Origin of the sequence: Sphingomonas sp. 35-24ZXX, assembly GCF_000786215.1 — a bacterium.
Classification (GTDB): domain Bacteria; phylum Pseudomonadota; class Alphaproteobacteria; order Sphingomonadales; family Sphingomonadaceae; genus Blastomonas.
Map to the genome: position 1 here is coordinate 164,154 of NZ_JROG01000004.1, position 25,495 is coordinate 189,648.

At 65.6% G+C, this 25,495-nt stretch carries 26 protein-coding genes; 21 read left to right on the forward strand and 5 right to left on the reverse strand.

Going from position 1 to position 25,495, the window contains the following annotated elements; translation table 11 throughout:
* The first annotated feature begins 250 nt into the window (after positions 1-250).
* The 18 genes from LI72_RS09035 (at position 251) to LI72_RS09120 (ending at position 17,107) form a co-directional block, all read left to right on the forward strand.
* Positions 251-1,570, forward strand: a complete 1,320-nt coding sequence (locus tag LI72_RS09035) for a sigma-54 interaction domain-containing protein (protein WP_033925588.1) — start codon at positions 251-253, stop codon at positions 1,568-1,570.
* 23 nt (positions 1,571-1,593) lie between these two features.
* A complete protein-coding gene (gene fliE / locus LI72_RS09040) occupies positions 1,594-1,938 on the forward strand; it encodes a flagellar hook-basal body complex protein FliE (RefSeq protein ID WP_033925589.1) in 345 nt (114 codons plus the stop codon).
* A 3-nt stretch (positions 1,939-1,941) separates the two neighbouring features.
* On the forward strand, positions 1,942-3,708 hold the full coding sequence (gene fliF, locus LI72_RS09045) for a flagellar basal-body MS-ring/collar protein FliF (protein WP_033925590.1): 1,767 nt from the start codon (positions 1,942-1,944) through the stop codon (positions 3,706-3,708).
* Positions 3,701-4,747, forward strand: coding sequence for a flagellar motor switch protein FliG (gene fliG, locus LI72_RS09050; protein WP_052129680.1), 1,047 nt, complete (start codon positions 3,701-3,703; stop codon positions 4,745-4,747). Before fliF ends, fliG begins: the two co-directional genes overlap by 8 nt.
* Positions 4,740-5,423, forward strand: coding sequence for a FliH/SctL family protein (locus LI72_RS19035; RefSeq protein WP_052129681.1), 684 nt, complete (start codon positions 4,740-4,742; stop codon positions 5,421-5,423). Before fliG ends, LI72_RS19035 begins: the two co-directional genes overlap by 8 nt.
* On the forward strand, positions 5,420-6,751 hold the full coding sequence (locus LI72_RS09060) for a FliI/YscN family ATPase (protein WP_033925591.1): 1,332 nt from the start codon (positions 5,420-5,422) through the stop codon (positions 6,749-6,751). Before LI72_RS19035 ends, LI72_RS09060 begins: the two co-directional genes overlap by 4 nt.
* Positions 6,748-7,173 carry a hypothetical protein gene (locus LI72_RS09065; RefSeq protein ID WP_052129682.1) on the forward strand — a complete coding sequence of 142 codons (426 nt, stop codon included), beginning with the start codon at positions 6,748-6,750 and terminating at the stop codon, positions 7,171-7,173. The genes LI72_RS09060 and LI72_RS09065 overlap by 4 nt, the downstream gene beginning before the upstream one ends.
* An 80-nt stretch (positions 7,174-7,253) precedes the next feature.
* On the forward strand, positions 7,254-9,617 hold the full coding sequence (locus LI72_RS09070; protein ID WP_156139560.1) for a flagellar hook-length control protein FliK: 2,364 nt from the start codon (positions 7,254-7,256) through the stop codon (positions 9,615-9,617).
* 39 nt (positions 9,618-9,656) lie between these two features.
* On the forward strand, positions 9,657-10,223 hold the full coding sequence (locus LI72_RS09075; RefSeq protein WP_033925593.1) for a flagellar basal body-associated FliL family protein: 567 nt from the start codon (positions 9,657-9,659) through the stop codon (positions 10,221-10,223).
* 19 nt (positions 10,224-10,242) lie between these two features.
* Entirely contained in the window at positions 10,243-11,181 is a 939-nt protein-coding gene (locus tag LI72_RS09080) for a FliM/FliN family flagellar motor switch protein (RefSeq protein WP_033925594.1), read from the forward strand.
* A 7-nt stretch (positions 11,182-11,188) separates the two neighbouring features.
* Complete coding sequence (fliN, locus tag LI72_RS09085) at positions 11,189-11,539, forward strand: flagellar motor switch protein FliN (RefSeq protein WP_033925595.1); 351 nt, start codon at positions 11,189-11,191, stop codon at positions 11,537-11,539.
* Between the two features lie 81 nt (positions 11,540-11,620).
* Positions 11,621-11,974, forward strand: coding sequence for a flagellar biosynthetic protein FliO (locus LI72_RS09090; protein ID WP_081984804.1), 354 nt, complete (start codon positions 11,621-11,623; stop codon positions 11,972-11,974).
* Positions 11,971-12,903: a flagellar type III secretion system pore protein FliP gene (gene fliP / locus LI72_RS09095; protein WP_052129683.1), complete on the forward strand. Its 933-nt coding sequence runs from the start codon at positions 11,971-11,973 to the stop codon at positions 12,901-12,903. The genes LI72_RS09090 and fliP overlap by 4 nt, the downstream gene beginning before the upstream one ends.
* Positions 12,904-13,029: 126 nt before the next feature.
* Positions 13,030-13,302, forward strand: a complete 273-nt coding sequence (locus LI72_RS09100; protein WP_033925596.1) for a flagellar biosynthetic protein FliQ — start codon at positions 13,030-13,032, stop codon at positions 13,300-13,302.
* A complete protein-coding gene (fliR, locus tag LI72_RS09105) occupies positions 13,299-14,081 on the forward strand; it encodes a flagellar biosynthetic protein FliR (protein ID WP_033925597.1) in 783 nt (260 codons plus the stop codon). The genes LI72_RS09100 and fliR overlap by 4 nt, the downstream gene beginning before the upstream one ends.
* A 4-nt stretch (positions 14,082-14,085) precedes the next feature.
* Positions 14,086-15,228 (forward strand): EscU/YscU/HrcU family type III secretion system export apparatus switch protein, encoded by a 1,143-nt coding sequence (locus tag LI72_RS09110; RefSeq protein ID WP_033925598.1) that lies wholly within the window; start codon positions 14,086-14,088, stop codon positions 15,226-15,228.
* A 60-nt stretch (positions 15,229-15,288) separates the two neighbouring features.
* On the forward strand, positions 15,289-16,686 hold the full coding sequence (fliD, locus tag LI72_RS09115; RefSeq protein WP_033925599.1) for a flagellar filament capping protein FliD: 1,398 nt from the start codon (positions 15,289-15,291) through the stop codon (positions 16,684-16,686).
* Positions 16,687-16,714: 28 nt separating this feature from the next.
* Positions 16,715-17,107, forward strand: coding sequence for a flagellar export chaperone FliS (locus LI72_RS09120; RefSeq protein ID WP_033925600.1), 393 nt, complete (start codon positions 16,715-16,717; stop codon positions 17,105-17,107).
* 11 nt (positions 17,108-17,118) lie between these two features.
* Here the strand turns inward: LI72_RS09120 and LI72_RS09125 are convergent, their stop codons facing one another.
* The 3 genes from LI72_RS09125 to LI72_RS09135 all read right to left on the reverse strand — a co-directional run bounded on the left by LI72_RS09125 (position 17,119) and on the right by LI72_RS09135 (position 19,708).
* A complete protein-coding gene (locus tag LI72_RS09125) occupies positions 17,119-17,943 on the reverse strand; it encodes a ParA family protein (RefSeq protein ID WP_197051860.1) in 825 nt (274 codons plus the stop codon).
* Between the two features lie 149 nt (positions 17,944-18,092).
* Positions 18,093-18,770, reverse strand: a complete 678-nt coding sequence (locus LI72_RS09130; RefSeq protein WP_033925601.1) for a COQ9 family protein — start codon at positions 18,768-18,770, stop codon at positions 18,093-18,095.
* A gap of 29 nt (positions 18,771-18,799) precedes the next feature.
* Positions 18,800-19,708 carry a DMT family transporter gene (locus tag LI72_RS09135; protein WP_033925602.1) on the reverse strand — a complete coding sequence of 303 codons (909 nt, stop codon included), beginning with the start codon at positions 19,706-19,708 and terminating at the stop codon, positions 18,800-18,802.
* 75 nt (positions 19,709-19,783) lie between these two features.
* On the opposite strand from LI72_RS09135, the gene LI72_RS09140 reads away from it, so the two are divergent.
* The 3 genes from LI72_RS09140 to LI72_RS09150 all read left to right on the forward strand — a co-directional run bounded on the left by LI72_RS09140 (position 19,784) and on the right by LI72_RS09150 (position 23,037).
* A complete protein-coding gene (locus LI72_RS09140; protein WP_033925603.1) occupies positions 19,784-20,899 on the forward strand; it encodes an alkene reductase in 1,116 nt (371 codons plus the stop codon).
* A complete protein-coding gene (locus LI72_RS09145; RefSeq protein ID WP_033925604.1) occupies positions 20,896-21,696 on the forward strand; it encodes a sterol desaturase family protein in 801 nt (266 codons plus the stop codon). Before LI72_RS09140 ends, LI72_RS09145 begins: the two co-directional genes overlap by 4 nt.
* Positions 21,697-21,807: 111 nt before the next feature.
* The gene (locus LI72_RS09150) at positions 21,808-23,037 is read left to right on the forward strand and encodes a threonine synthase (RefSeq protein ID WP_197051861.1); all 1,230 of its coding nucleotides are present in this window, start codon (positions 21,808-21,810) and stop codon (positions 23,035-23,037) included.
* Here the strand turns inward: LI72_RS09150 and LI72_RS09155 are convergent.
* Together LI72_RS09155 and LI72_RS09160 are read right to left on the reverse strand one after the other, a co-directional pair.
* Positions 23,032-24,135 carry an acyl-CoA dehydrogenase family protein gene (locus LI72_RS09155; RefSeq protein ID WP_052129685.1) on the reverse strand — a complete coding sequence of 368 codons (1,104 nt, stop codon included), beginning with the start codon at positions 24,133-24,135 and terminating at the stop codon, positions 23,032-23,034. The two genes, LI72_RS09150 and LI72_RS09155, sit on opposite strands and share 6 nt — an antisense overlap.
* Before the next feature lie 111 nt (positions 24,136-24,246).
* Complete coding sequence (locus LI72_RS09160) at positions 24,247-25,422, reverse strand: acyl-CoA dehydrogenase family protein (protein WP_033926223.1); 1,176 nt, start codon at positions 25,420-25,422, stop codon at positions 24,247-24,249.
* Positions 25,423-25,495 lie beyond the last annotated feature (73 nt).

Below are 25,495 nucleotides of genomic sequence, written 5' to 3' on the forward strand. Positions count from 1 at the left end.
ACCTTTTCGTCAAATTCACACACCTTTCGAAGAGGTTGTCATTTCTTTGGCGGCGTCAAAAATTTGACACCCGTTTCGAGGGGTTTTTCGTCAAGAAAATGACGGCGGGGTTCGAGGCCTTATATATAGGGGGGTGTGAGTGGCCATTTTCTGCCGTTCTCCCGATTTGGCACAGGGATTGCTAGGATGGGAGTGGCGGGGCCGCTCTTTAACGGCAGTCCCCGCGATCCATTAAGTCGGGGGACTAAAAATGATCGAATGCACACTCAGCCAGGCGGTTCGTGACACGCTGCCGATGCTGGAAAGCTGGCTCAAGTCGGCCTGGATCAATCCGGTCGCAACACCGGGTGCTGCCAACACAGTTAAGGTCTTGTTGGCAAATGAGATTGCTTCGGCCAGCCATCGTGACATTCTTGTTGATCTTCGTGAAGGTGCACCCGCGCTCGTGCGCGCTGCAAACGGTCTTCCCGCACGCATCGCCTTCGGTTTTGACGACATGGCGCTGGGCCTGGCGCTGATCGCCGAAATGCTGCGCGCCGGACGCGGTCCTGCTGTCGGCGAACCTGTGATGACCAAGCTGATGGGCTATGCCGCCCGCATCGCACGCAGCGAGGCTGCGGTGCTGATTCAGGGCGAAACCGGCACCGGCAAGGAGGGCATGGCCCGGCTGGTTCACGATCAGAGCCCGCGTGCCAACGGCCCGTTCATCGCGGTCAACTGCGCAGCCCTGCCCGAAACCATGGTGGAAGCCATCCTGTTCGGCCACAAGAAGGGTGCGTTCACCGGCGCCTCGGCCGATGGCGAAGGCCTGTTCCGTGCTGCCGATGGCGGCACCCTGTTCCTCGACGAAATCACCGAACTGCCGCTGGCGCTGCAGGCCAAGCTGCTGCGCGCCCTGCAGGAAGGCGAAGTTCTGCCTGTCGGCGAAACCCGCTCGATCAAGGTCGATGTCCGCATTGTCACCGCCGCCAACCGCGACGCGGCTGATCTGGTCGCTGCCGGCGAGTTCCGCGAAGACCTTTACTGGCGCCTCAACGTGATGCCGATCGCACTCCCCCGCCTTGCCGATCGCCGTCAGGATGTCCGCGCCATCGCCGCCGCCATGCTGCTGCGCATGCAGAACGATGCCAGCGACTTCGCCTGGCTGAGCGCCGAAGCGCTGGAAACGCTGCAGGCGCACAGCTGGCCGGGCAATGCCCGCGAGCTGGGCAACGTGCTGCAGCGGGCGCTTGTGCTGCGCGAGGGCGATTGCATCGAAGCCGAGGATCTGGGCCTGGCTCCGGCCCGTCCGTTCACCTCCGCAGCGCAGCCCGTGGCTCAGCCTGCGGCCGCGCCCACCCTGGCATTTACCGCACCGCGCGCCGATCCGGTGCCGGCCACGGGCTCTGCCCGCCTGATGCGCGGCAGCGACCTGCACAGCCTGTCGCGTGCGGTCGAGCATGACGCGATCCAGCGCGCGCTCGACGAGAACGGCGGCAACCGCCGCGAGACCGCCCGCATGCTGGGCATTTCCGAACGCACCCTGCGCTACCGTCTCGCCAATATGCGCGAGCTGGCCGCCGCAGCCTGATCGAAGCCTGAGAAAGCCAGACCATGAGCACCAACATCAGCAACTCGATAATGGCCGCGCGCAACGCCATCCTCCAGCAGAACAGCGCGCTGCAGCAACTGTCCAAGAAATCGCCCATGCTGGGCACCGAGGCGACCGAGACCAGGCCCGATGGCTTTGCCGGGACGCTGAAGACCGCGCTGGACCAGGTCAACCAGGTCCAGCACGCCTCTTCGGACGCGGCGACATCGTACGAAATGGGCCAGACGACCGACATTGCCGCGGTGATGATGGCCAAGCAGAAGGCGTCGATCGGTTTCGAAGCGACCCTTCAGGTCCGTAACAAATTGCTGTCCGCGTATCAGGACATCATGAACATGCCGGTATAATCCATGTCAGAGATTACCATCACCCCCAACGCATCCGATGGCGCAGCTGCCGCCCCGGTGGTCATTCCCGCCGCGGGCGCTTCGTCGCGCGTGCTCAATGGCACCGCCATTCCGGATCAGGTCCGCAATTTCATCAGCCAGCCGGCAGTCGCCAAGGCGATGCCGCTGATGGGTTTCCTCGGCGTCGTGATGCTGGCGATCCTCGCCTGGGCCGCCCTGCGCGAACCGCCGCAGCGCGATCTGTTCCGCGGCCTGCCAGACAACGACAAGGCCGCGGTGATTGCCGCGCTCGACAGCTCGACGATCCCCTACAGCTTCGAGGAAAGCTCGGGTACGATCATGGTGTCCGAAGATGATTACCACAAGGCGAAGATCGCGCTCGCCGCGCAGGGCCTGCCCAAGAGCGCGCCGAGCGGTGATGAGCTGATCTCTGCAATGCCGATGGGCGCCAGCCGTGCGGTGGAGAACGAAAAGCTCCGCGCCGCGCGCGAACTGGATCTCGCCCGCAGTATCGAGGCGATGGAATCGGTGGTGTCCGCCCGGGTCCATCTTGCCGTCGAGCCGCCCAGCGTCTTCATCCGCGACCGCAACGAACCTGCCGCCTCGATCGTGCTGCAGCTGGCCAATGCCGGCCGCCTGCCCGAATCCCAGGTCCAGGCCATCGTGCATCTCGTCGCCAGCTCGGTCCCCGGCCTGTCCGCCGACAATGTCTCGGTGGTCGATCAGAACGGTCGGCTGCTGTCGAACAATGGCGGCGCGAGCGGCGCAGACCAGGCTGAGCGCCAGATCGAGGTCAAGGAAGCCATCGAGGAGCGCTATCGTCGCCAGCTGACCGCGCTGCTGACGCCGGTGCTGGGCGAAGGCAATTTCGTCGCCGAAGTCTCGACCGAGGTGAATTTTGCCGAACGCCAGGCGACGACCGAGAGCTTTCCGGCTGACGAGGCGCGGGTGCGCAGCGAGCAGACGGTGGTTCAGACCGAAAACAATCCGGCCGCTGCAGGCGGCGTGCCCGGAGCGATCGCCAACCAGCCGCCGGCTGATCCCAACATCACGCCCGAGGCTGGTGCGCAGCTGGCCGGTGCCGAAGGCGCAGCCCCCGGCACCACCACCACCCGCAACGAACAGGTCAACCGCAATTTCGAACTGGGCCGGCAGATTGCCGTCACCCGCGATCCTTCGGGCAATGTCACCCGCATCTCGGTCGCGGTGGCGGTGAAGAACCTGCCCGGCGGCAAGGAGCGCAGCGCGGCTGAAATCGCGGCGATCGAGGCTCTGGTCAAGGGTGCGATCGGTTTCGACACCGCCCGCGGTGACCAGGTGGCGATCTCCTCGCGCAATTTCGAACCGGTGACCAAGCTGGAAGAGCCGTTCTACGAGACCAGCTGGTTCAACATGCTGGTGCGCAACGTCTCTGCACTGCTGGTCGCGCTGGCCCTGATCTTCGGCATCGGTCGTCCGCTGCTCAAGCGCTACACCAAGCAGAAGGCCGACGACAAGGCCGCCGAGCTGGCCGCCGCCGCCGAAGCCGTCGAAGGCCCGTCGGGCATGCTGGCAGAGGCTCTGGCCCGCGATGGCATGGACCCGCGCAGCGCCGCTCGCGCCGCGCAGGACAGCGAACCGGTCACGCTCGACATGATCAACGCCGCGTCGACCTATCAGGAACGCGCGCTGCTCATCCAGAATTTCGTCCGCCAGAACCCGGATCACGCCACTTTGGTCGTGCGCGATCTGCTGAAGGGTAATGCCGAGAAGGAAAAAGCCAATGCCTGACGCCCTTGATGCCGTTGTCGAAGACGGCGTTGCCCCCGAAGGCCGCCGGCCGATCCCCGGCAGCCAGGCCGCTGCCATCCTGATGCTGCTGTTCTCGGAAGAGCAGGCCGCAGAAATTCTCACCCGGCTCGAGCCCGATGAAGTGCGCCAGCTGAGCGAGTTGATGTACACGGTCGCCGATATCGGCGCCGAGGAAATCAACGAGGTGCTCGACATGTTCATCGACAAGGCGCGCAACCGCACGACCTTGGGCTACAAGGCCAATGAACAGATCGAAGGCATGCTCAAGCGCGCTCTGGGCGACCGCCGCGCCGAAACGATGCTTACCCGCATCGCGCCCAAGAAGTCCGGCAACGGGCTGGAAGCGCTCAAGTGGATGGACGCGGTGGAAATCGCGCTGCTGGTCGAGAACGAACACCCGCAGATCGCGGCCGTCGTGCTGTCGTTCCTCAAGCCCGAAGTGGCTGCCAACGTGCTGCAGCTGCTACCCGCCGAGGCGCAGGAAGACGTGGTCTTCCGCCTGGCGACGCTGGGTCCGGTGAGCCCCGAGGCGGTCGAGACGATCGAGGCGCTGCTGATGACCCAGGGCGCCAGCCCGCGCGGTGGCGGCGGAGCGTCGTCGGGCGGTACATCGGATGCCGCAGCGATCATGAACATCATCAACAAGCGCGAGAGCACCCGCATCATCAAGGCGGTGACCAAGCGCGACAAGGACGTCGCCCGCCAGATCGAGGACGAGATGTTCGTCTTTGCCGATCTGCTGCGGCTCGACCCCAAGGATCTGGGAACTCTGGTCCGCGCGATCGAATCCTCGCTGCTGGTCCCCGCGCTCAAGGGTGCGGAAGACAAGCTGCGCGACAAGATGTTCGGCTGCATGTCCAGCCGCGCGGCCCAGTCGATCGCCGACGAGCTGGCCGATCGCGGCCCGATGCCGATGTCCGAGGTTATCGATGCGCAGAAGGCGATCGTTCAGGCCGCCAAGCGGATGGCCGATGCCGGCGATATCGTGATCGGTGGCGGTGGCGACGAATATGTCTGACCGCCCGATCACCATCGCGCCCGATGGCGCCGCGCAGTTCATGCCGGTATGGCAGATGCAGGCCGCACCTGCCGCCTTCCGGCCGTCGCAGATCTTCTCGTCGATGTCCGATTTCGCCAGCGCCGATGCGTCGGCCGATCCTGCCGCCGATTACGGTCTGGACGACGATTTCGGCGACGAGATGATCGTGGACGAGGGCCCCAGCGCAGACGAGCTGCTGGTCCAGGCTTATGATCAGGGCGTCGCCGATGGCATCGCCCAGGCACAGGCTGAAATGCAGGCGAGCGAGGCGGCCACGCAGGCGCTGGCCCAGGCGGTTCTCGCGCTGCGCCCGCAGCTCTCGCAGGGTCTGTGCGCGATGCTGCTGCACACGATGAAGCAGATGCTCGAGCGGTCGAGCGGCTTTGTCGAGCCTGATGCTGCGGTGCTGGAAAAGCACTGTCGCTCGCTCGCCGCACTGGTCACCCGCGACATGCGCGGCAGCGCGCTGCACCTCCATCCCGAAGACATGAAGCTGCTCGGCGATGCCGAATGCGGCCTGGTGCTGACCCCTGATCCGACAATCCGGCGCGGTACGGTTTCGCTTAACCACGCCGATGGATGGATTGAGCAAGGAACCCAGCCGATGCTCGATGCCCTGCAGGGGCTGATCGACGACATGGAGGGCGACCAATGATCGCGGCACAGGAAGAGGCAGTTCGCCAGTTCACCGACAAGATCGCGACGCTCGAGGCGGGCCCCCGCCGCGTCGGGCGCCTGGTCGCGCATGAAGGCGGCATGCTGGAAGTCACCGGTTTCGATTATCCGATCGGCTATGGTGGATCGGTCCGCGCTGCCGATGGCCGCCGCATCCGCGCGGAAATCGCAGGCTTTCGCGGCTCGCGCGCGATGATGGTGCCGCTGGAAAGCGACGCTGCGCTGCGCAGCGGCGCACGCGTCGAACCCGATGCGCAGGCGAACATGGCGGTGGTGGGCGAAGGCCTGCTCGGCCGCGTCATCGGCCCGATGGGCGAACCGCTCGACGGACTGGGACCGGTGATCGCGCACGATCGCTGGCCGCTCGCCGGCAAGCGCGAGAACGTGCTCAACCGCGGCCGTGTCACCAAGACGATTGACCTGGGCGTGCGCGCTATCAACGCATTGCTCACGGCAGGGCACGGCCAGCGCATTGCCGTCGCAGCAGGCTCGGGTGTCGGTAAATCGGTGCTGATCGGCCAGATCATCGGCTTTGCCGAGGCCGATATCATCGTTGTCGGGCTGATCGGCGAACGCGGCCGCGAGGTCAGCGATTTCGTCGAGACCAAGATGTCGGGGCCGATGAAGTCGCGCACCGTCACCGTCGCGGTGCCCGCCGATCACAGTCCGATCCTGCGCCTGCGCGCGGCCTATCGTGCCACCGCGATCGCCGAATATTTCCGCAAGCAGGGCAAGAAGGTCCTGCTGATCATCGACAGCCTCACCCGCATCGCGCATGCCCAGCGCGAGATCGGCCTGGCACTGGGCGAGCCGCCGACGATGAAGGGCTATCCCCCTTCGGCGCTGGCGCTGATCCCCAAGCTGGTCGAGCGTGCGGGCAACGACCGCGAAAGCGGCGGTTCGATCACGGCTCTATATACGGTGCTGGCAGATGGCGACGATCTGGACGACCCGATCGTCGATGGCGCGCGCGCGATCGTCGACGGGCACATCATATTGTCGCGCTCGATGGCCGAGCAGGGGATCTTTCCCGCGATCGATATCGGCAAATCGCTGAGCCGCGTCGCGACCGACATCATCCCCGACGAGCATCGCCGCGCGATGGCGAACTTCCGCCGCATCTGGTCGGCCTATGAGGAAAACCGCGATCTGCTGCTGATGGGCGCGTATCGCGAAGGGACAGATGCCAATATCGACGAGGCGGTGGCGCGCAGGCCCGACCTGCTCGACTTCATCCGCCAGGCCCCGCACGACCGGATCGAGCTGGACGCGAGCGTCGCTGAACTGTTGCAGGGCTTTGGCACATGAGCCTGAAGCCCAAATCGTGGAAGCGGGTGCATGCGGTGCGCGATGCCCAGGTCAAGCTGGCGATCGGCGCGGCCGCGGTGGCAATGCGCAACGAGGCAACCCTGGTCAACAATGCCGAGCGGCTGAAGAAGCTGCGCGACAACGCGTTCGACGCCGGACACTGCCAGAATGGCGCGTCGCTGCATGCGCAGCTCGAGCTCGCGCAGCGGCTGATCCGTGCCGATGGCGAGATCAGCACGGCGCTGGTCCGCGCGCGGCAACACCTTGCCCAGGTCGAGCGGCAACGCACTGCCGCCTATATCGACCGCGAAACAACATCGAAGCTGCTCGATCGTGCGATCGCGCAAGCCGATGAAACCGCCGAACGCAAGGCCGCCCGCCTGCCGCTCAGGCGCAAAAACACAAAGGAGGCAGAGGAATGAGCCAGGATCTGATGCAGGCGCTTTCGGGATCGTCTATCTTGTCGCTGTCAATTGGCACGCTTCCTGCTGGAAGGCAGGGCATGAGCCTTGACGCCAACCCCTTTGCCAGCCAGCTGGCGCTGATGACCGGAACGGATGCTGCCGTGCCGGGATCGCTTGCGCCCATGGCCAGCGCACCGGCGATGGGCGAGGGGGCGTTCGCCGCCGCTCTCGACGATGTTGCTCCGCCCGTGCTGGCCGATGCACCCGTCCAGGCACGGTTGGCAGATGCTGCAGCCCCTGGCGCCATCGCTCCGACCGCAGCCCCGATCGGCGCTGTCCCCGGTTCCGCAACCCCGCTCGGCGTTGCCCCCCAGATCGTCGCCGCGCTGCCCGAAGATGCCAGCGCCAGCCAGATCATCGAAGCCGCGTTGACCGGTTCGGCATCGCTGGATGCCCCGATTGTTGCAGCCCCTGTGACTGACAAGCGCGCGGCGAGCGTCCAGACGCAGGTTGCACCCCAGGCTCAGACCCCTGTTGCTGTCGCGCCGCAGACCCCCGCAATCGCCACCCCAGCCGGCACGGCCACACCCGTGACGGTGCCTCCGGTCGCGCACATTCCAGCACGTCCGGTCGCCGCGATCAATGCGCCGATGCCGACCGAAGCGTCGGTGATTCCGGCTGCCGAGCCTGAGGCTGCGGCGGATGACGATACCGCCGCGCTGGCTTCGGATACCCCCCGGCCGCAGCGCCGTGCGAGGGCCGAAGCCGCCGTGATCACAGCCGAAGCGCCCGTTGCGATCGCGATCGTGCCGGCCCCGGTGGCGCAGCCCGTGACGCCGATTGCTGCGCCCGAGACCGACCTTGGCACCACCCGCATCCTCGCCAAGGCGGCGCTGCAGGCTCCGCGCCAGCAGACGTTGGACGAGGCTGCGGCGCTGCCCGGCGAGCCTGATCTGGCCCCCGTCGCTGATCAGGCCGATCGCGCGCCATTGGCGCAGCCTGCAACCGATCCGGTCGATCCGACCCCGCAACCGCACCGGCAGCCCGAAGCGACCATCCCGTCCGAGATCGCCCCCGCTCCAGTCGCGGCGCCTGTCGCTGCTGCTCCGGTTTCCGCACCCGTCTCCGCCACCCCGGCGCGGCCCGCAGCGGTCGGCGCCACACCGGTAGCGACCGCGCAGTTCGCTCCCCCCCGGACGCGCGCGGCTGTCGCACAGTCGGCTTCGGCCTCGCCTCTGACGGCGCCCGCCGCACCCGTTTCAAGCGCGGCTGCTGAGCCCGTTTCCGTCCCGACCGCAGCACCGGCCATGCCGTCTGCTGAAGCGTCTGCGTCGGTCAACCGGGTCGCTGCGGACGCTGTTCCGGCCGCCGCCGCAACCAGCGTGCCTGCGCCTGCGGCACCGGTCGATGCCGTGATGCAGACCGCGGCACCTGCCACCCCCGCCGCGCCTCTGGTCAGCAATGCCGCGCCTCTGGCCAACGACATTGCGGTGGTAGCCAACGCGCCACAGCAGGTTGCGCAGCCAGCCCAGGCCCAGAATGCGCAGTCCCAGAACGCCCAGGCTCAGAACGCCCAGGTCCAGAACGCCCAGGCCCCGTTGGTCAACGAGGCGCCGCCTGTCCTGGCTCAACCCGCGGTTCAGGCCCAAGCCGCAATCCAGGTTCAGTCGGCTCAGGTTCAGTCGGCTCAGGTTCAGTCGGTCCCGTCAGGTACGGCCCTGCGCACGACGGCAGCCGGACCGCGCGCCACCTTCACCCCCGCGGCTCGCCGCGTCGTCGACGCTGCCGTCCAGTCGGCGCGTCCTGCCGAAGCGCTGGCGGCGGTGTTCGATCGCGCCGATCTGGATATCGATCCGGCAGCATCGCTCGCCCGGACCGATTTTGCCGCACCGCCGATGATGGAAGCCATTCCGCCGTCCTGGGCCGCCGCGCTCAACGCGGTCAGCTCGCCTTCGCAGCAGCTGGCAGGCGTGGCAGCGCCGCAGGCATCAGCTCAGGCCAATGCAACGCCGATGGAAACGCTCAACTTCGATGCGGGCTTCGTCGCCAATATCGAGACCCAGATCGCCCGCGTCGCCAATGGCGGACAGACGGTGCGGATGCAGATCATGCCCGAGAACCTGGGCCGCATCGATATCGAGATGCTGGCCGGGCCGGAGCGCGATCAGGTCCGGATCGTCACCGAACATGATGCGGTGCGCGACACTCTGGTGAGCTCGCAGCACCGGCTCGAACAGGATCTGCGCAGCAATGCCCAGCGTCCGACCGAAGTCACCGTCGAGCTTCGCCAGCAGTCGCCCGGCACGCAGAACGGATCGGCCCAGCAACAGCAGCAGCGCAGCCAGGCCGGAGCGGACACCGCATCGGCGCGCGATGCGGGCCAGCGCCAGGCCGCAGGTGACCCTGCAGCCGATGCAGCGCCGGCCGCACGGCGACCGCGCGGCAATGTTCGTTACGCTTAACCAATTGAACCAGTGAATTTTTCTTGAGGGACTCTAAAGATGGCTGACACCGAAAAGGAACCGAAGAAGAAGGGTGGCTTGGTCAAGAAGCTGCTTATTCCTCTGATCGCCGTCGTCGTCCTGGGTGGCGGCGGTGCGGCGGCAGGCTTTTTTGCCGCCGGAATGGTCGGCGGCGGAGAGCATGAAGACCCCAATGCGCCCAAGGTGGTGCTGAAGGATGGCACGACGGTGTCGGCCAAGGCGGCAGGCCTCAAGCAGGTCGCCTCGGGCAGCCATCTCGATGCCAAGTTCAAGGTGACCTACCTGCCGATCGAGGAACCGTTCACCGCCAATCTGCGCGGTGGCGGCGGCTTTGCCCAGATGTCGCTCGCGGTTTCGACCTATTTTGACGACAAGGTTCCCGCCGCGTTGACCGAACACAATATCGCGATCCGTTCGGCCATCCTGCTGTCGATCAGCGAATTCGACACGATGCAGCTCGAAACGCTGGAGGGCAAGGAACAGCTCAAGGGCGAGATCAAGAAGGTGATCAACAACACCCTGGTCGAAAAGACCGGCTTTGCCGGGGTCGAGGACGTCTATTTCACCAGCTTCGTGGTCCAGTAAGTCAGGGCGATCAGCAGACATGACCACGATCAACCCTGATTCCCTGGCCGATGGCCTCGATGGCACCGCGGCTGCGCTGGCAGAGCGGCGCACGGCCGAGCACAGCTTTGCCAAGGCCGATGCCGACCAGAAGACGGTCGTGCCGGTGCTGCGCCGGGTCGCGCGGTCGCTGTGCGTGGGCCTTCGCGGCGCGCTGGAACCCATCGCCGGAGTCAAGCTGCGCGTCGATGCGCCCGATGCCGAATTCACGCAATTCGATGCATGGTGCGACCGCCAGGCCGAGCTTGTCAGCATCAGCCAGTTCGTGCTCAATCCCATGCAGGGCCGGGTGCTGCTGCGCATGGAACCCGCCTTCGTCTCGGCGATGCTCGATGCGTTCTTTGGCGGATCTCCGCGCGAATCGACCGCCTTCAAGAAGGAATTCACCCAGACCGACATCCGCCTGATCGGCCGTCTTGCCCGTGCCATCGGCGAGCGCATCGGTGGATCGTGGAACGAGGTCGGCAGCTTTTCGTGCCATACCGCAGGCCATTCGACCACCGTCGATGGCGCGCGGGTGGCAGCGCCGACCGCCCGGATCGTGGCGCAGCGCTTTCGCATCACGCTGCCCACCAATGTGCGGTACGAGCTCGAGATCGTCTATCCGCTCGATGGCCTTCAGGCCGCCGAACAGTGCCTGACGCCCGCCGGCTTTGCCGATGAACGGCTGCCCGATCCCGCTTGGCGCGACCAGATGTCGAAATCGCTGGCGCAGGTCACCTTGCCGGCCCGCTCGGTGCTGGCGCGCCCGGTGCTGACGTTGCCGCAGCTGGCTGATCTCAAGCCCGGCGACATCATTCCCATTCCACCGGCGCGCAACCTGCCGCTGATCATCGGCGACCGCATCTTTGCGCGCGGCAGCCTGGGCGAACAGAACGGCCTGGCCGCGTTCCGCATCGAAACCATTGAAAGAGGATAAGCCACCAATGAGCGACATGACCGAAGCCCCGATGCTGGGTGCCCCTGCAGAGCTGATGGATCTGGGCGGCAACGGATTGCACGAGGCGGCAAATCATTACCGCTTTCTTGCCGACATCCCCGTCCGGCTTTCGGTCGAGGTGGGCAGCGCATCGCTGCGCCTCGCGGAAATCATGGAGCTTTCCGAAGGATCGGTGGTCGAGCTCGACCGCCAGGCCAACGAGCTTCTGGATATCAACGTAAATGGCACGCTGGTTGCAAGAGGGGAAGTCGTGACCATCGATGGCCGGTTCGGAATCCGGGTGGCCGAGGTGATCACGAAGAACGTCGGCCAGGCACGGGTCGAACGGCGCGTCTGACACAAGGGTCCGCTGAAGGTCCTTGATCGCCAGCGCCGGAACACCCGGCGGCCGGCGACAAGGATTTGGAAGCGGACCGGCATGACCTATTACATCATCAAACTTCTCATCATGCTGCCGGTGATGGCGGGCATGATCTACGGCAGCCTCTGGCTCTATCGCAAATATCAGCCCGGCATGATCGCCAGGCTCGACATGGGCGGCCAGCAGCGCGAGCTGAAGGTCACCGAAACGGTCAGCATGGGGGTTTCCGGCAAGCTCGCCGTGGTCGAGTTCGCCGGACAGAAAATTCTGATTTCGGTGACGCGTGCGCGGATCGACACGATCGCGCGGGCCGATGCCGAAAACGGGCCGGCCAGCGTCTCATCCCCCCCGACGGCGCTGGCCGGATCCGAACGCGACCTGCTCGCCGCTTTCCGGGCACGCGGCGCATGAGCGGCCTGCCTTTTCGTGACCTGTCGCAATCGGTGCGACGCAAGACCGGCTGGCTGGTGGCGCTGATGCTGCTGGCCGCGAGCCTGGCGACCCCCGCCCTTGCACAGCAGGCCCCGGCGCCCGCTGCGCCTGCCGCTGCCGCGCCTGCCGGTCCTGCCGCTGCCGGTCCTGCCGCAGCCGCCCCTGCCGCTGCAGCGCCGACCCCGTCGGCCAATGGTGCAGCGCTCGGCACCCCTGCGGCGCCCGGAGCTTCCGAGGCGCTGGGTCAGGCGCTCAACGATATCTCGGGCAACGGCAAGCCGCTGACGCTCTCCTTGCAGATCCTCGTGCTGATGGGTCTGCTCACCATCCTGCCCTCGATGCTGCTGATGATGACCAGCTTCACGCGGATCATCATCGTGCTGTCGATCCTGCGCCAGGCGCTGGGCCTGCAGCAGACGCCGCCCAACCAGGTGCTGATCGGCCTTGCGCTGTTCCTCTCGATGTTCGTGATGGCGCCCACCTTTACCGAGATCAACACCCGCGCGGTCGCGCCTTATGCCGCCGACACCATCGAGCTGGAAACCGCGATCGAGATCTCGGGCCAGGAATTCCACAAGTTCATGATCAAGCAGACCCGCCAGACGGACCTCAAGCTGTTCATGGACCTCGCCAAGGCCAAGCCGGTGGCGACGCCCAAGGACATTCCGTTCTCGATCCTGCTGCCCGCGTTCGTGACCAGCGAGCTCAAGACCGCATTCCAGATCGGCTTCATGATCTTCCTGCCGTTCCTCGTCATCGACCTCGTCGTCGCCTCGACGCTGATGGCGCTGGGCATGATGATGCTGTCGCCAACAATCATCTCGATGCCGTTCAAGCTGCTGCTGTTCGTGCTGGTCGATGGCTGGGCGCTGACCATGGGTTCGCTCGCTGGATCGTTCGTGAACTAGCAATGATACCGCGCACCTCCCATCCGTTTGTCCCGAGTGTGTCGAGGGACGTCCGCGCCACCGTTTTCCAGACGTCCCTCGACTTCGCTCGGGACAGACGGGAAATTGCAGAGATTGCCCGCTGACATGGAACAGACCGACTATTTCATTGGCCTGGCGCAGCAGACGCTGTGGATCACCGCGCTGGCCTCTGCCCCGCTGCTGATCCCCGCATTGCTGGTGGGTGTGCTGCTGGGCATGGTGCAGGCGGCGACCTCGATCAACGAGGCGACCTTGAGCTTCGTGCCCAAGCTGGTCGTGATCGCGGTCATCCTGGCGCTGTTCGGCGGATCGATCCTGTATCTGATCGCCGACTTCACCGTCGAGATCTACAGCCGCATTCCGGATCTTCTGCTGTGATCGCACCGGGCTTTGCCTCTGTCGAAGCGCAATTGTGGATCTGGATCATGGCGATGATCCGTCCCGGCGCGGCGCTGTTTGCCGCACCGGTTTTCGGGGCGACCAGCGTGCCGCTGCAGGTGCGCATCATCCTCTCGGCGATGATCGGCATCGCGGCGAGCAATTCGGTGCCGATCACTTTGCCCGACAGCAGCCTGGTCAGCTATGCCGGCTTCGTCTTCATCGTCGGCGAGATGATCTGCGGCATCGCGATCGGCTTTGCGCTGCAGATCGGCTATTCGGCCGCCTTTGTCGCGGGCGAAGTCATCAGCAACGCGATGGGCCTGGGCTTTGCCTCGATGGCCGATCCGCAGAGCGGCCAGTCGAGCCCGGTGATCGGCAGCTTCCTGTCGATCATCGCGGTGCTGCTGCTGCTGGCGATGGACGGCCACCTGATGCTGATCGCGATCATCGTGCACAGCTATGAATCGCTGCCGCCCGGCAATGCGATGCTCTCGCCCCGGCTGATCTTCGATCTGGTGGACTTTGGCGGCACCTTGTTCTCGATGGGTCTGATCATCGCCATGCCGGTGGGTGCGGCGCTGATCATCGTGCAGCTGGTCATGGCGATGCTGGCGCGCTCGGCGCCGCAGCTCAACCTCTTCTCTGTCGGTATCCCGGTTGCCGTGCTCGCCGGGATCGTGCTGCTCGCCATCGCCGCGCCGGTGCTGGCCGATGGCATCATGCGCGCCATGGAACTGGGCCTCGAGCAATCCGAAGTGATGGCAGGGGAGGGCTGAAGCGATGGCTGAACAGCCCACAGGTGGCGGTGAAAAAACCGAAGCACCGACCGAAAAGCGCCTGCGCGATTCGGTCGAAAAGGGTGACGTCCTCCAGTCCAAGGAACTCGGTACCGCGATGATCATCATCGGCGGGACTTTGGCGTTCGTGCTGTTCGGCGATCTCATGGTCTCCTCGATCGCCTCGATGCTGCGCGCAGGCCTGGTGTTCGACATTCACGAGACGACCGATTTCAACGTCGGCCAGCGCGCGCTGACGCTGATCACGCCGCTCGCCATGCCTTTTGGCGGTCTGTTCCTGATGCTGCTGGTCGCTGCGGTTGCGACGCCCGCATCGCTCGGCTCGCTGGGATTTCGCTGGAGCGCGGTGGCCCCCAAGGCATCGAAGATGAACCCGATGTCGGGGCTGAAGCGCATGTTCGGCACGCATGGCCTGATCGAACTGGCCAAGTCGATCGCCAAGGTGGTGCTGATGGGCACGGTCGGCGTGATGATGATCATGTCGATGCTGCCGCAGATGGCCGAACTTGGCCATGGCGATGTCCGCACCGGCATCGGCGCGTTCGGCGACATGTTCTCGATGACGATGATGGTTATGGCCGGCTGCATGGGCCTGATCGCGCTGATCGACGTGCCGGCGCAGTGGTTCCAGCGCAACCAGAAGCTGATGATGACCAAGCAGGAGGTCAAGGACGAGCACAAGGAAACCGAAGGTTCGCCCGAGCTCAAGCAGGCGGTCCGCCGCCGGCAGTACGAGGTGCTCAACGGATCGACCCGCAAGGCCGTGGAAGACGCCACCGTGCTGCTGGTCAACCCGACCCATTTCGCGATTGCCTTGCGCTATGACCGGCTGCGCGATCCGGCCCCGGTGGTGCTGGCGCGGGGCCGTGGTGCGATTGCCCAGGCGATGCGCGAACTGGCGATGGAAAAGGGGCTGACGATCCTGCGCTACCCCGAACTCACCCGCGCCATCTACTTCACCTCCAAGCCCGGCGGGCTGATCGACGAGCGGCTGTACATGGCTGTCGCCACCCTGCTCGCCTTCGTCTTCCGCATCAACGAACAGATGGATGTCGGCTTCGGTCAGCCCGAGCTCGACGTGCCTGAAGACCTGCGCTTCGACATGGACGGAAAGCAGCAGACTTGAGGTCAAAATCGCTTAAGCGCGCGGCACGCTCGCCGTTAACCCCTTCAAGAGGATACGGCCATGGTCACCAATAGCGGAATTTCCAATCTCATCACCGGCTTCACCGGGGTCAACAGCGCCTCGCTGGTGAACGATCTCGTCAACGCCTCGCTCGAGCCGAAGCAGTCGGATGTCCGCCAGAAGCAGAACCTCAACCAGGCGCGCATCTCGGCGCTGGCATCGGCCTCGTCCGCACTCGACACCTTCTCCAAGGCGCTGACCGAAGTGCTCAACGGCCGCCAGTTTTCAGGCACGCTTCTCTCCAGCCGCGGCGACCTTGCTACCGCCAATTTCATTCCCGGCCAGAAGCCGCAGGGTCTGCCCGCCACGGTGCAGGTGAGCCAGCTGGCATCGGCGCAGAGCATGGTGTCGGGAACGTCCTATGCTGCAGGCGCGCAGGTCGGCGAGGGCACGCTGACGATCGCAACGTCGGCGGGTAGCTTCGATGTCGTGATTGACTCCACAAACAACAGCCTGGGCGGCCTGCGCGATGCGATCAACGCCACCGACAGCGGTGTGACCGCCAGCATCGTCACCGACAACAGCGGATCGCGGCTGGTGCTGCGCGGCAAGGAAGGATCGGCCAATACCTTCACGGTGACCGGTTCGGGCGGCACCGCTGCGCTCGATGCCTTTGCGTTTCCGCCTGCAGGTGGCGCCGGCATGACCTCGGTGACCAGCGCCGGCGACAGCATCATCCGCGTCAACGGCATTTCGGTGACCAACAGCAGCAACCAGATCGATACCGCCGTGCCCGGCGTTCGCATCAACCTGCTCGCAGCCGCGCCCGGCACCAATATCGTGATCAGCGGCGACCAGCCGACATCGACCGTCAAGGACGTGCTGAACGAGTTCGTCACGGCCTATAACGATCTGCGCACCGCGCTCAATTCGGCCACCGCTCCCGGACTGGAAGGCGCGTCCGGCGGCCCGCTGGCAGGGGAACGCGCCGCGCGCGACATGATGCGCTCGATGGCATCGCTCACCACCAAGGCCTTGACCGACAGCGGTGCCTATCGCTCGCTCGCCGATATCGGCGTCAAGACCAACCGCGACGGTACGCTGACCCTCGACAACGCCAAGTTCGATCGCGCGCTCGCCGCCGACCCCGAAGGCGTCGCCAAGATGCTGGAGCCTGCCGTTCCGACCGCGACCAGCCCCGGCCTCGCCAAGGCGTTCGAGGACATCAAGACCAGTCTGAAATCGCCCGAAGGTTCGCTGGCAGGGGCCCAGAAGCGGCTGAGCGACTTGGCCGCGAACCTCACCAAGGCGCTGGAAAAGGTCGAGGAAGACAGCGAGCGCTACCGCGAGCTGCTGGAAAAGACCTTCGGCGACATGGACCGACAGCTGACCATCCTGCGTTCGACCCAGAGCTATATCGAACAGCAGGTGTCGGTCTGGAACAATACCGACAACTAAGAACAGATTGAATGACAAGGGAAATCGAATGAGCTTCATCTCTCCCCGGCGCAACATGGTCAGCTACAAGGCGGTCGACACCGTCAGCCGCGTCGAAGGCGCGAGCCCGCACCGGCTGGTCCTGATCCTGTTCGACGAGCTGCTGCTGCGGCTTGATGCCTCGATCCGCCACGCGCAGCGCGGCGAAACCATCCCGATGATCCAGTCGCGCGCCCGTGCCTCTGCCATCGTCATCGCGCTGGAAGAGAGCCTGGACTATGAAAAGGGCGGGGAACTCGCGCTGGCTCTGGCCCGCATCTATCGCGAAGCCAGCCGCCGCATCAACGATGCGATGAGCCCGGACAAGGTCGACCTGCTGATGTCCGCGCGCCAGATGCTCGCCGAAATCGCCGAAGCCTGGCGGACCATCGGCCCGCAGTAACCGACCTCGCCTTACTGGAGCGGCGATGGGGTGGACCGGGCGCTCGGCGGTTGTGGCGAGGTGCGACTGCCCAGACCGGCAACTCCCGGTGCCTTGCGCGCCAATCGCATTCGGCACAGCTTGCTGTCGATCCCGCTCCACAGTTGTCTGAAAACCAGCGCCGCAGCGGAAGCTGGCGCGATGCCCCCGACCGGAAGTCTGCGGCTGGTCATCTGTTCGACTGCGCTCGACATGGGCACGATCGGCCAGTCGGGATGGTCGCTGAGCGCGGCCTTGTGCAGGGTGCGTCGTCGGTCCACCATCGAAAACACAGGAAGGATCGGGGCATGCCTGCCCCGTTTTTGTGCCACGTAGGTTCGCACCCGCTCAAGCCCACGGACTGCAAGGGGCGCCGGGATCACCGGTACGATGATCAGGTCGGCGATCAGCAGCAGCTTGCGGGCGGTATCGCCCAGTCCGGGTGGGCAGTCGATGATGATCCTGTCGTACCGATCCTTCAGCTGCAGGAACAGACGGTTGAGCCGCTGCTGCTGCGCCATGTGCATGAACCAGTTGTCGGTCCGCCGCATGTCCTCCTCGGGCACCAAAACGTCGAGCCCGGGGATGCTGCTGGCGACGATATGCCCTTCGACATCGCCGATGCCATGCATCAGCCGCGTCGCGTCCATCCTGAGCGGCAGACGGCTGGTGACAAGCAATGCGGTGCTGTCGCCTTGGCCATCCAGATCCCACAACAGCGTCCGGTTTCCCAGGGCCGCCGATTCAAAGGCCAGATTGACCGCCAGCGTGGTCTTGCCGACACCCCCCTTGGGATTGAAGATCGCGATCGCTGCCACCAAGAATCCCCCCGATATGACGCTATCGTGAATACGTCGGCAAGCCTGTCGAGGCAAGCGGTCCGCAGCGCGCGCGGCGAACGTCCCGGGACAGAACAGGATTGGGGCAATATGTTAACCCGGCGGCAGGGCGCCGGCGTTTGGACGCATCAGCGCGCCGGGTAGCGCAGCCGGCCCAGGAAGCGCGAAAGGCTCAAGCTCTCGCCCTTGCTGGTCCATTTCGCCTTGGCCTTTTCGAACTGCATCACATTGTCGATGCGGCGCTCCAGAAAGGCGTGGGTATCGGCAAAGTCGGCGCTTTCGTCGTCGAGGAAGGCCATCAACGTCGAGCCATAGACGCCCGACAGGATCGTGCGCTTGGTGTAATGGTTGTAATCGGTCGCGGTGTCGCCGGCCAGCCGCCACATCAGATCGGCCGAGCGCCACGAAATGCGCGCGGTGCGAGCGATATTGGCGGGCAGCGCCATGATCGCGGTGGCACGGCGCAGCGCCTCGCGCTGATGCGCCACGGCCTCGAACCGGAAGGCGACGAGCGCGCGGATGCGTTCGCGGATCTTCATCGCGGCGATGCGCTCGGGTGGAAACGCCTCGATCATCTGCGCGTCGACATGCGAAATCCAGGCGTCGATCATGTCCATCGGGCCCTGATCGAAGGCCAGCTGGCCCAATCCCGCGTCCACACCCTGGGCGCTGGCAGCCGCATCGCGTGCCGCCGGGGTCCAGCCATCGAACACCGCCTCATCGGCAATGAACGGCGGCAGGAACAACCGCACCTCGTCCAGCGTCGGGTCGGCGGGCAGGGCATCGAGCTTGGTGGGACGGTACATCGGCGTGAGCCTCCTTGAATGCCTTTCAATTAGGAAGCCGCGGGCGAACCTGCAAGCCGTGCCGCGCGCCGCGCCTCGGGCAGGCGCACCAGCACCAGAGCGACGCCAATCGCGATCATGCCGATCCAGTCGGTGAGCGAGAGGCTTTCGTTGAACGCCACCCATCCGACGATCGAGGCGATGACCGGCTGGCCGAGCAAGGCGATCCCCAGCACGACCGGAGAAAAGTGGCTGACCGCATAGACCATCAGCCCCTGGCCCAGCAGCTGGCAGACCAAAGCCAGCATCAGCACCGGGGTCCAGTCGGTCGGCCAGACGGGTTCACCCAGCAGCAGCGCGATCCCGAGCATCGGGCCGATGCCGAACACGGTGGACCACACCAGCACTGACCAGCTGCCCAGATCGCCCCGGACATGCCGGATGCTGAGCAGATAGACGACATACAGCACGCCTGCGGCCAGGCAGAACAGGTCGCCGATCAGGTTGCGGACATCAAGCTCGTACGAAGCGCCCATCAGCAGCGATGCACCGAAGATCGCCAGCAGTACCGCGCCGATTTCCGCCTTGTGCGGCCAGGCGCGGCTGATCACGAAGCCGTAGAGCACCATGATGACGCTGCCCATGTTGCCGAACAGCACGGAGTTGGCGAGCTTGGTGCGCTCGATGCCGAAATTCCAGCTGGCAAGGTCCAGCGCGAAGGCAAAGCCGCCCAGCGCCAGCATCCACCAGGTGCCGCTGCGAAAGCCGGACAAGGGCTCGCGCCGCTGCAGCGCGATGATCACCAGCACCGGCAGCGCCAGGGTTAGCCGCCAGAAGCCGGCGGACACGGGGCCGGTATCGGCCATCCGCACGAACAGCGGGCCGAACGCCAGCGCCACATTGGCCATGATCAGCGCCAGCAGGGCAAAGCCGCCACCGCGCTCGGTTGCTTTTGTCATCGCGGGGCCTTAGCCAATCGCTCAAACGCTGTCTCGGCAAAATGCCCGGCAGCCCCAGACGGAGATGCGATGCCCATGGCCACTCTATTCGATCCCATCCAGCTCGGCGCGATTGCCTGCCCCAACCGCATCCTGATGGCGCCGCTCACCCGCTGCCGTTCGACCAAGGCGCACGTTCCAGTCCCGCTGATGGGCGAATATTATGCGCAGCGCGCCAGCGCCGGCCTGATCATCTCCGAAGCCACCGGGATCAGCCCTGAAGGCCTGGGCACCCCGTTTGCGCCGGGCATCTGGAACGACGAACAGGTCGAGGCCTGGAAGCCGATCACCGAGAAGGTGCACGAGGCGGGCGGGCGGATCATCTGCCAGTTGTGGCACATGGGCCGGCTGGTGCACTCGGACTTCATCGGCGGCAAGCCGCCCATCTCGGCCTCGGCCACCCGGTTCGATTATCATGCGCACACCTATGAGGGGCTGAAGCCCTATGACACCGCCCGCGCGCTGCCGGTGGACGAGATTCCTCGCGTGATCGACGATTATGCCCGCGCGACAGAAAACGCGCGCAAGGCAGGCTTCGACGGCATACAGATCCACGCCGCCAACGGCTATCTGATCGACCAGTTCATCCGTTCGTCCTCCAACCTGCGCGACGACGATTATGGCGGCGCGATCGAGAACCGCATCCGGCTGCTGGGTGAAGTAACCGAGCGGCTGGTCGATGTGTGGAGCCACGACCATGTGTCGGTGCGCCTGTCGCCCAATGGCGAGACCCAGGGCGTCAACGATGCCACGCCCGAGCAGACCTTCACCGCGGCCGCCGCGCTGCTCGACCGGATCGGGATCGCGTTCCTCGAACTGCGCGAACCGCCCGCCAACGGCACGTTCGGCGCCAGCGACACGCCGCCGGTGAGCCCGCATATCCGCAAGGTGTTCAACGCCCCCCTCGTGCTCAACAGCGATTATGTGCTCGAAAACGCCGCCGCAGCGATGGCCGAGGGCCGCGCCGACGCGATCAGCTTTGGTCGCACCTTCCTGGCGAACCCGGATTTGCCCGCGCGTCTGGCCATCAATGCGCCGCTGACGCCGGACAATCCCGCGCGCTGGTACGGCCAGGGCGGCGAGGGCTATACCGATTACCCGACGATGGCCGAGCAGCAGGCTGTCAGCGCCGAGGCCGTCCCCGCGTCATGATCGCCAGCGGCCAGCCGTGGTTGATCAGCCTGGTGCTGCTGGGCACCGCGCTGGCGCTGCTGCTGGCCGAGGCGCTGTTCCCGCGCCGCCGTCGTACCCTTGCCGTATCGCGCCGCTGGCCGACGCATCTGGGGTTTGTGCTGGTCAATATGCCGGTCGAGCGCGGGGTGCAGGCTCTGGTCTTCATCGGTCTGTTCGGCGCGGTGACCGGCTATGCCGAGCAGCCCGATTTCGGCCTGCTGCCGCTGACGGGTCTTCCCGGCTGGGCGCAGGGCGTGCTGGCAATCGCGCTGCTCGACCTCGCCGTCTGGGCGCAGCACTGGGCGACGCACCGGCTGCCGTGGCTGTGGCGGCTGCACCGCGTGCACCATGCCGACCGCGATCTCGATCTGTCGACGGCCTTGCGTTTTCACCCTGTCGAGATCGGGCTGTCGATGCTGTTCAAGATGGGCGTCGCGCTGGCGCTGGGTGCGCCGCTCTGGGCGCTGATCGTGTTCGAATTGCTGCTGGCGGTGCTGCCGATGTTCAATCACGCCAATCTGGCGCTGCCGCTATGGCTGGACAGTGTGCTGCGGTGGGTGATCGTGACGCCCGACATGCACCGCGTTCACCACAGCACCCGCCGGGTCGAGCATGACAGCAACTACGGTTTCTGCCTATCGGTCTGGGACCGTATGTTCCGCACCTATCGCCCGCGGCCCAGCGGCGGACACGAGACGATGGCGATCGGTCTCAACGACTATCCCGGGCCGGAAACCACGCGCTGGACCTGGGCGATGCTGCTGCCGTTTCGCTAACCAGGCGCTCAGGGCGCGTGGTAAGCCCTTGAACATCCGTTTGAATTTCACATCTGGCAGGTGCGCCTGCCCGTCCCTTTTGCCCCGCCGGGCATGGAGAACCCCCAACCAATGTCCCTGCTGACCAACATCACCGCCGACCGCCAGAGCTTTGTCACGCATCTCGAATGCTCGATGACGGGAGAAATCTATCCCGCTGACGAGGTGCACGGCCTGTCGCGCGTCGGACGGCCTTTGCTGGTGCGCTATGACCTGCCCGCCATCGCCGCGCATCTCAATCGCGATGCACTGGCGGCGCGGGAGACCGATCTGTGGCGCTGGCGCGAACTGCTGCCGGTGCGGCACACGCGCGACATCGTCAGCCTGGGCGAGATCGAGACGCCGCTGGTGCCGCTGCCGGTGTCGGGGGGCGCACACGTGCTGGTCAAGGACGAAGGGCGCTTGCCCACGGGGTCGTTCAAGGCGCGCGGGCTGGTGATGGCCGTCGCGATGGCCAAGGCGCTGGGCATCACGCGGATCGCCATGCCGACCAATGGAAATGCAGGCGCTGCGCTCGCCGCCTATGCGACGCGCTGCGGCATCGAGACGGTGGTGTTCTGCCCCGAGGATACGCCCGACATCAACGTCCGCGAGATCGCGCTGCAGGGTGCGCGCGTGTGGCGGGTCAACGGGCTGATCGACGATTGCGGCGCGATCGTCGGCGAGGGCGCCAGGCAGGGCCGCTGGTTCGATTTCTCGACGCTGAAGGAGCCCTATCGGATCGAGGGCAAGAAGACGATGGGGCTGGAGCTGGCCGCGCAGTTCGGTTGGAGCCTCCCCGATGCGATCTTCTACCCCACCGGCGGCGGCACCGGGCTGATTGGCATGTGGAAGGCGTTCGACGAACTCGAGGCCCTGGGGTGGATCGGCCCGGAGCGGCCCAAGATGTTTGCGGTCCAGGCGGCGGGCTGCGCGCCGATCGTCAAGGCGTTCGACGATGGCGTCGAGCATGCCGAGCGCTGGGAAAATGCGCAGACGGTGGCAGCGGGGATCCGCGTGCCGCGCGCGGTGGGCGATTTCCTGATCCTGCGCGCTGTTCGGGAAAGCGGCGGCAAGGCACTGGCGGTCGAGGATGCGGCGATCGAAGCGGCGGTCGAACAGGCAGCGCGGCAGGACGGGCTGCTGCTGTGTCCCGAAGGCGGCGCTACGCTTGCGGCCTACCACCAGGCCCTGTCAGCCGGGCTGGTGAGCACGGCAGACAGGGTGGTGCTGTTCAATTGCGCCACCGGGCTGAAATACCCGATGGCCGATGCCTCACGGCATCTCGACCGGCACGCACCGATCGATTTCGACGCCTTATAAAGGAAACGCCTGACGGATCGCGAGCAGGCGGCGCAGCGCGCGGCCCAGCGGCAGTTCCTCGGACATGCCCATGCCGCCGTGCAGCTGGATAGCCTGCTTGCCGACCTCGACCCCATCCTCGCTGACCGCACGATAGGCGGCGCGTGCGGCGCGGGTCATCGCTTCGGCATCGCCTGCCAGATCGTGCGTCACCGCTTCATAGACCAGCGAGCGCGCCTGATCGAAGGCGACCGACATGTCGACCATGCGGTGCTGCAGCACCTGGAAGCTTGCGAGTGCGACGCCGAACTGCTTGCGGTCGACGGTATAGGCCTGCGTCGCGAGGCACAGGCGCCGCATGATGCCGGTGCCTTCTGCCGCCAGCAGCAGCCGGGCCTTGTCGATGACCTTCTGCAGGGCCTCTGCTGCAGCACCAGTGCCCAGCAGCAGCGCGTCCGCACCCACTGCAGCCTGGTCGAGCGCCACGTCGGCGGCCCAATGGTCGTCGCGCAGGCGATAGGGGGTCACGGTGACACCCGCGCCGTCGGCCGGCACGAGGAACAGCCCAAGGCCCGCACCACCGCTGCCGGGTTCGCCTTCGATCCGCGCCAGAACGATGATGTGCTCGGCCGCCGCCGCGCCATGCGCCAGCGACTTGTGGCCCGAGAGCGTCCAGCCGTCGCCGCTCTGCGTGGCGCGCGCTTCGCAATACCAGATGTCATGGCGCGCGCGCGGCTCGTGCAGCGCCACGCCGATCGGCGCGCCGCCTGCAACGATACCTTCGATCAGGTCGCTGCGCTGCTGCGAGTCTGCGCTGGCGGCGATCAGGCCGCCGGCGAGGATCGTGCTCGCCAGCACCGGCTCGACCACCAGACCTTCGCCCAGCACCTCGAACAGGCTGACGCAATCGCCCAGGCCCGACTGGCCCTCGGGCTGAAGGCCGCCATCGGCCTCGGCAAAGGGCAGCATCAGCCATCCGGCTTCGGCCATCTCGGCCCAGAGCGCGGTGTTGAGCGGAGCCTCGCCCATCTGGCCGAGCCTGTCGTCGGCATAATGTTTCTGGGTAAAGCGGCGGGCGCTGTCGACCAGCAGCTGCTGGTCATCATTGGGTGCAAACATGAATGTCTTGTCCTGAATATCTGCCTGGCGCGGATGGAGTCATCCGCGCCAGGTCTTGTGCGTACGTCCCTCGACTTCGCTGGGGACAAACGGAGATAGCTGAAGCTGGCCTTAGAGCCCCGCGGCCATCATCTTGGCGAGAATGTTCTTCTGCACCTCGTTGGTGCCGCCATAGATCGACTGCGCACGGCCGAAGAGGAACACCGACATCGCGTGTTCGCCTTCCTGGCCATAGGGGTGCGCCGGGTTCTCCGCCGGACGCGGCAGGGCTGCAGGCCCCGCGATATCCAGCGCCAGTTCGGACACGTCCTGCGACAGTTCGGTGCCCAGCAGCTTCAGCGGCGCGACCAGACGGACTGCTTCCATCGACTGGCTGGGCGATTCCAGCGCACGTGCCTCGAGCGCCGCCAGCTTGGCGAGCCGCTGCTCGAGATCATCGAGCCGCTGCGCGATCCGGGGATCGTTGATCGGCGGATCGACGAAATGCTCGGTCGACGCTGCCCATTCGCGCAGACGTGCGATATCGCCCGACGTGCGGGTGACGCCCGCGATCCCTGCGCGCTCGTTGCCGAGCAGGAACTTGGCATAGGTCCAGCCGTCATTCTCGTTGCCGACCAGGTTCTTCACCGGCACGCGCACATCGGTGAAGAACACCTCGTTGAGGTGGTGCATGCCATCGATGGTGCGGATCGGGCGAACTTCGATGCCGGGCGTGTTCATGTCGATCAGCAGGAACGAGATGCCGTTCTGCTGCTTCACTTCGGTGTTGGTGCGCACCAGGCAGAAGATCCAGTCGGCCCAGTGGCCCTGGGTGGTCCAGGTCTTCTGACCGTTGACGACATAATCGTCGCCGTCGCGCACCGCGCGGGTCTTCAGGCTGGCAAGGTCAGAGCCCGCGCCGGGTTCGGAATAGCCCTGGCACCAGAAACGCGTGCCATTGAGGATGTGGGGCAGGTGCTCGGCCTTCTGCTCTTCGGTGCCGAAGGTGTAGATCACCGGAGCGACCATGGTGATGCCGAACGGGCTGTACGAAGGCGCGCCAGCCTTGGTCGATTCATCGGCGAAGATGCGCTTCTTGGCGAGCGACCATTCGCAGCCGCCATATTGCTTGGGCCAGCCCGGAGCGCCCCAGCCGCGCTTGGCGCGCACGCCCTGCCACCAGGCGGTCAGTTCCTTGCTGCTGTTGGCAAAGCCATCGGCGGCAAAGCGCTTTTCGGGCGGAAGTTCAGCGTCGAGAAACGCGCGCACTTCGGCGCGGAAGCTCTCCAGGTCTTCGTCTTCGGTCATTGTCCTCACCTTATCCTGCATGGGCTTGTTGCCATTCAATCTGCACCGCCAATGGCCAAATGCAAGGCGATAT

Excerpts from the sequence above, each read along its gene's own strand:
- fliG (WP_052129680.1), top strand. The coding sequence starts at position 3,701 with ATGCCTGACGCCCTTGATGCCGTTGTCGAAGACGGCGTTGCCCCCGAA.
- LI72_RS09140 (WP_033925603.1), top strand. The coding sequence starts at position 19,784 with ATGGCCACTCTATTCGATCCCATCCAGCTCGGCGCGATTGCCTGCCCC.
- fliN (WP_033925595.1), top strand. The coding sequence starts at position 11,189 with ATGAGCGACATGACCGAAGCCCCGATGCTGGGTGCCCCTGCAGAGCTG.
- LI72_RS09080 (WP_033925594.1), top strand. The coding sequence starts at position 10,243 with ATGACCACGATCAACCCTGATTCCCTGGCCGATGGCCTCGATGGCACC.
- LI72_RS09150 (WP_197051861.1), top strand. The coding sequence starts at position 21,808 with ATGTCCCTGCTGACCAACATCACCGCCGACCGCCAGAGCTTTGTCACG.
- LI72_RS09100 (WP_033925596.1), top strand. The coding sequence starts at position 13,030 with ATGGAACAGACCGACTATTTCATTGGCCTGGCGCAGCAGACGCTGTGG.
- fliP (WP_052129683.1), top strand. The coding sequence starts at position 11,971 with ATGAGCGGCCTGCCTTTTCGTGACCTGTCGCAATCGGTGCGACGCAAG.
- LI72_RS09075 (WP_033925593.1), top strand. The coding sequence starts at position 9,657 with ATGGCTGACACCGAAAAGGAACCGAAGAAGAAGGGTGGCTTGGTCAAG.
- LI72_RS09155 (WP_052129685.1), bottom strand. The coding sequence starts at position 24,135 with ATGTTTGCACCCAATGATGACCAGCAGCTGCTGGTCGACAGCGCCCGC.
- LI72_RS09065 (WP_052129682.1), top strand. The coding sequence starts at position 6,748 with ATGAGCCTGAAGCCCAAATCGTGGAAGCGGGTGCATGCGGTGCGCGAT.
- LI72_RS09090 (WP_081984804.1), top strand. The coding sequence starts at position 11,621 with ATGACCTATTACATCATCAAACTTCTCATCATGCTGCCGGTGATGGCG.
- fliF (WP_033925590.1), top strand. The coding sequence starts at position 1,942 with ATGTCAGAGATTACCATCACCCCCAACGCATCCGATGGCGCAGCTGCC.
- LI72_RS09135 (WP_033925602.1), bottom strand. The coding sequence starts at position 19,708 with ATGACAAAAGCAACCGAGCGCGGTGGCGGCTTTGCCCTGCTGGCGCTG.
- fliE (WP_033925589.1), top strand. The coding sequence starts at position 1,594 with ATGAGCACCAACATCAGCAACTCGATAATGGCCGCGCGCAACGCCATC.
- LI72_RS09145 (WP_033925604.1), top strand. The coding sequence starts at position 20,896 with ATGATCGCCAGCGGCCAGCCGTGGTTGATCAGCCTGGTGCTGCTGGGC.
- fliD (WP_033925599.1), top strand. The coding sequence starts at position 15,289 with ATGGTCACCAATAGCGGAATTTCCAATCTCATCACCGGCTTCACCGGG.
- LI72_RS09160 (WP_033926223.1), bottom strand. The coding sequence starts at position 25,422 with ATGACCGAAGACGAAGACCTGGAGAGCTTCCGCGCCGAAGTGCGCGCG.
- LI72_RS09130 (WP_033925601.1), bottom strand. The coding sequence starts at position 18,770 with ATGTACCGTCCCACCAAGCTCGATGCCCTGCCCGCCGACCCGACGCTG.
- LI72_RS09035 (WP_033925588.1), top strand. The coding sequence starts at position 251 with ATGATCGAATGCACACTCAGCCAGGCGGTTCGTGACACGCTGCCGATG.
- LI72_RS19035 (WP_052129681.1), top strand. The coding sequence starts at position 4,740 with ATGTCTGACCGCCCGATCACCATCGCGCCCGATGGCGCCGCGCAGTTC.
- LI72_RS09120 (WP_033925600.1), top strand. The coding sequence starts at position 16,715 with ATGAGCTTCATCTCTCCCCGGCGCAACATGGTCAGCTACAAGGCGGTC.
- LI72_RS09070 (WP_156139560.1), top strand. The coding sequence starts at position 7,254 with ATGAGCCTTGACGCCAACCCCTTTGCCAGCCAGCTGGCGCTGATGACC.
- LI72_RS09060 (WP_033925591.1), top strand. The coding sequence starts at position 5,420 with ATGATCGCGGCACAGGAAGAGGCAGTTCGCCAGTTCACCGACAAGATC.
- LI72_RS09110 (WP_033925598.1), top strand. The coding sequence starts at position 14,086 with ATGGCTGAACAGCCCACAGGTGGCGGTGAAAAAACCGAAGCACCGACC.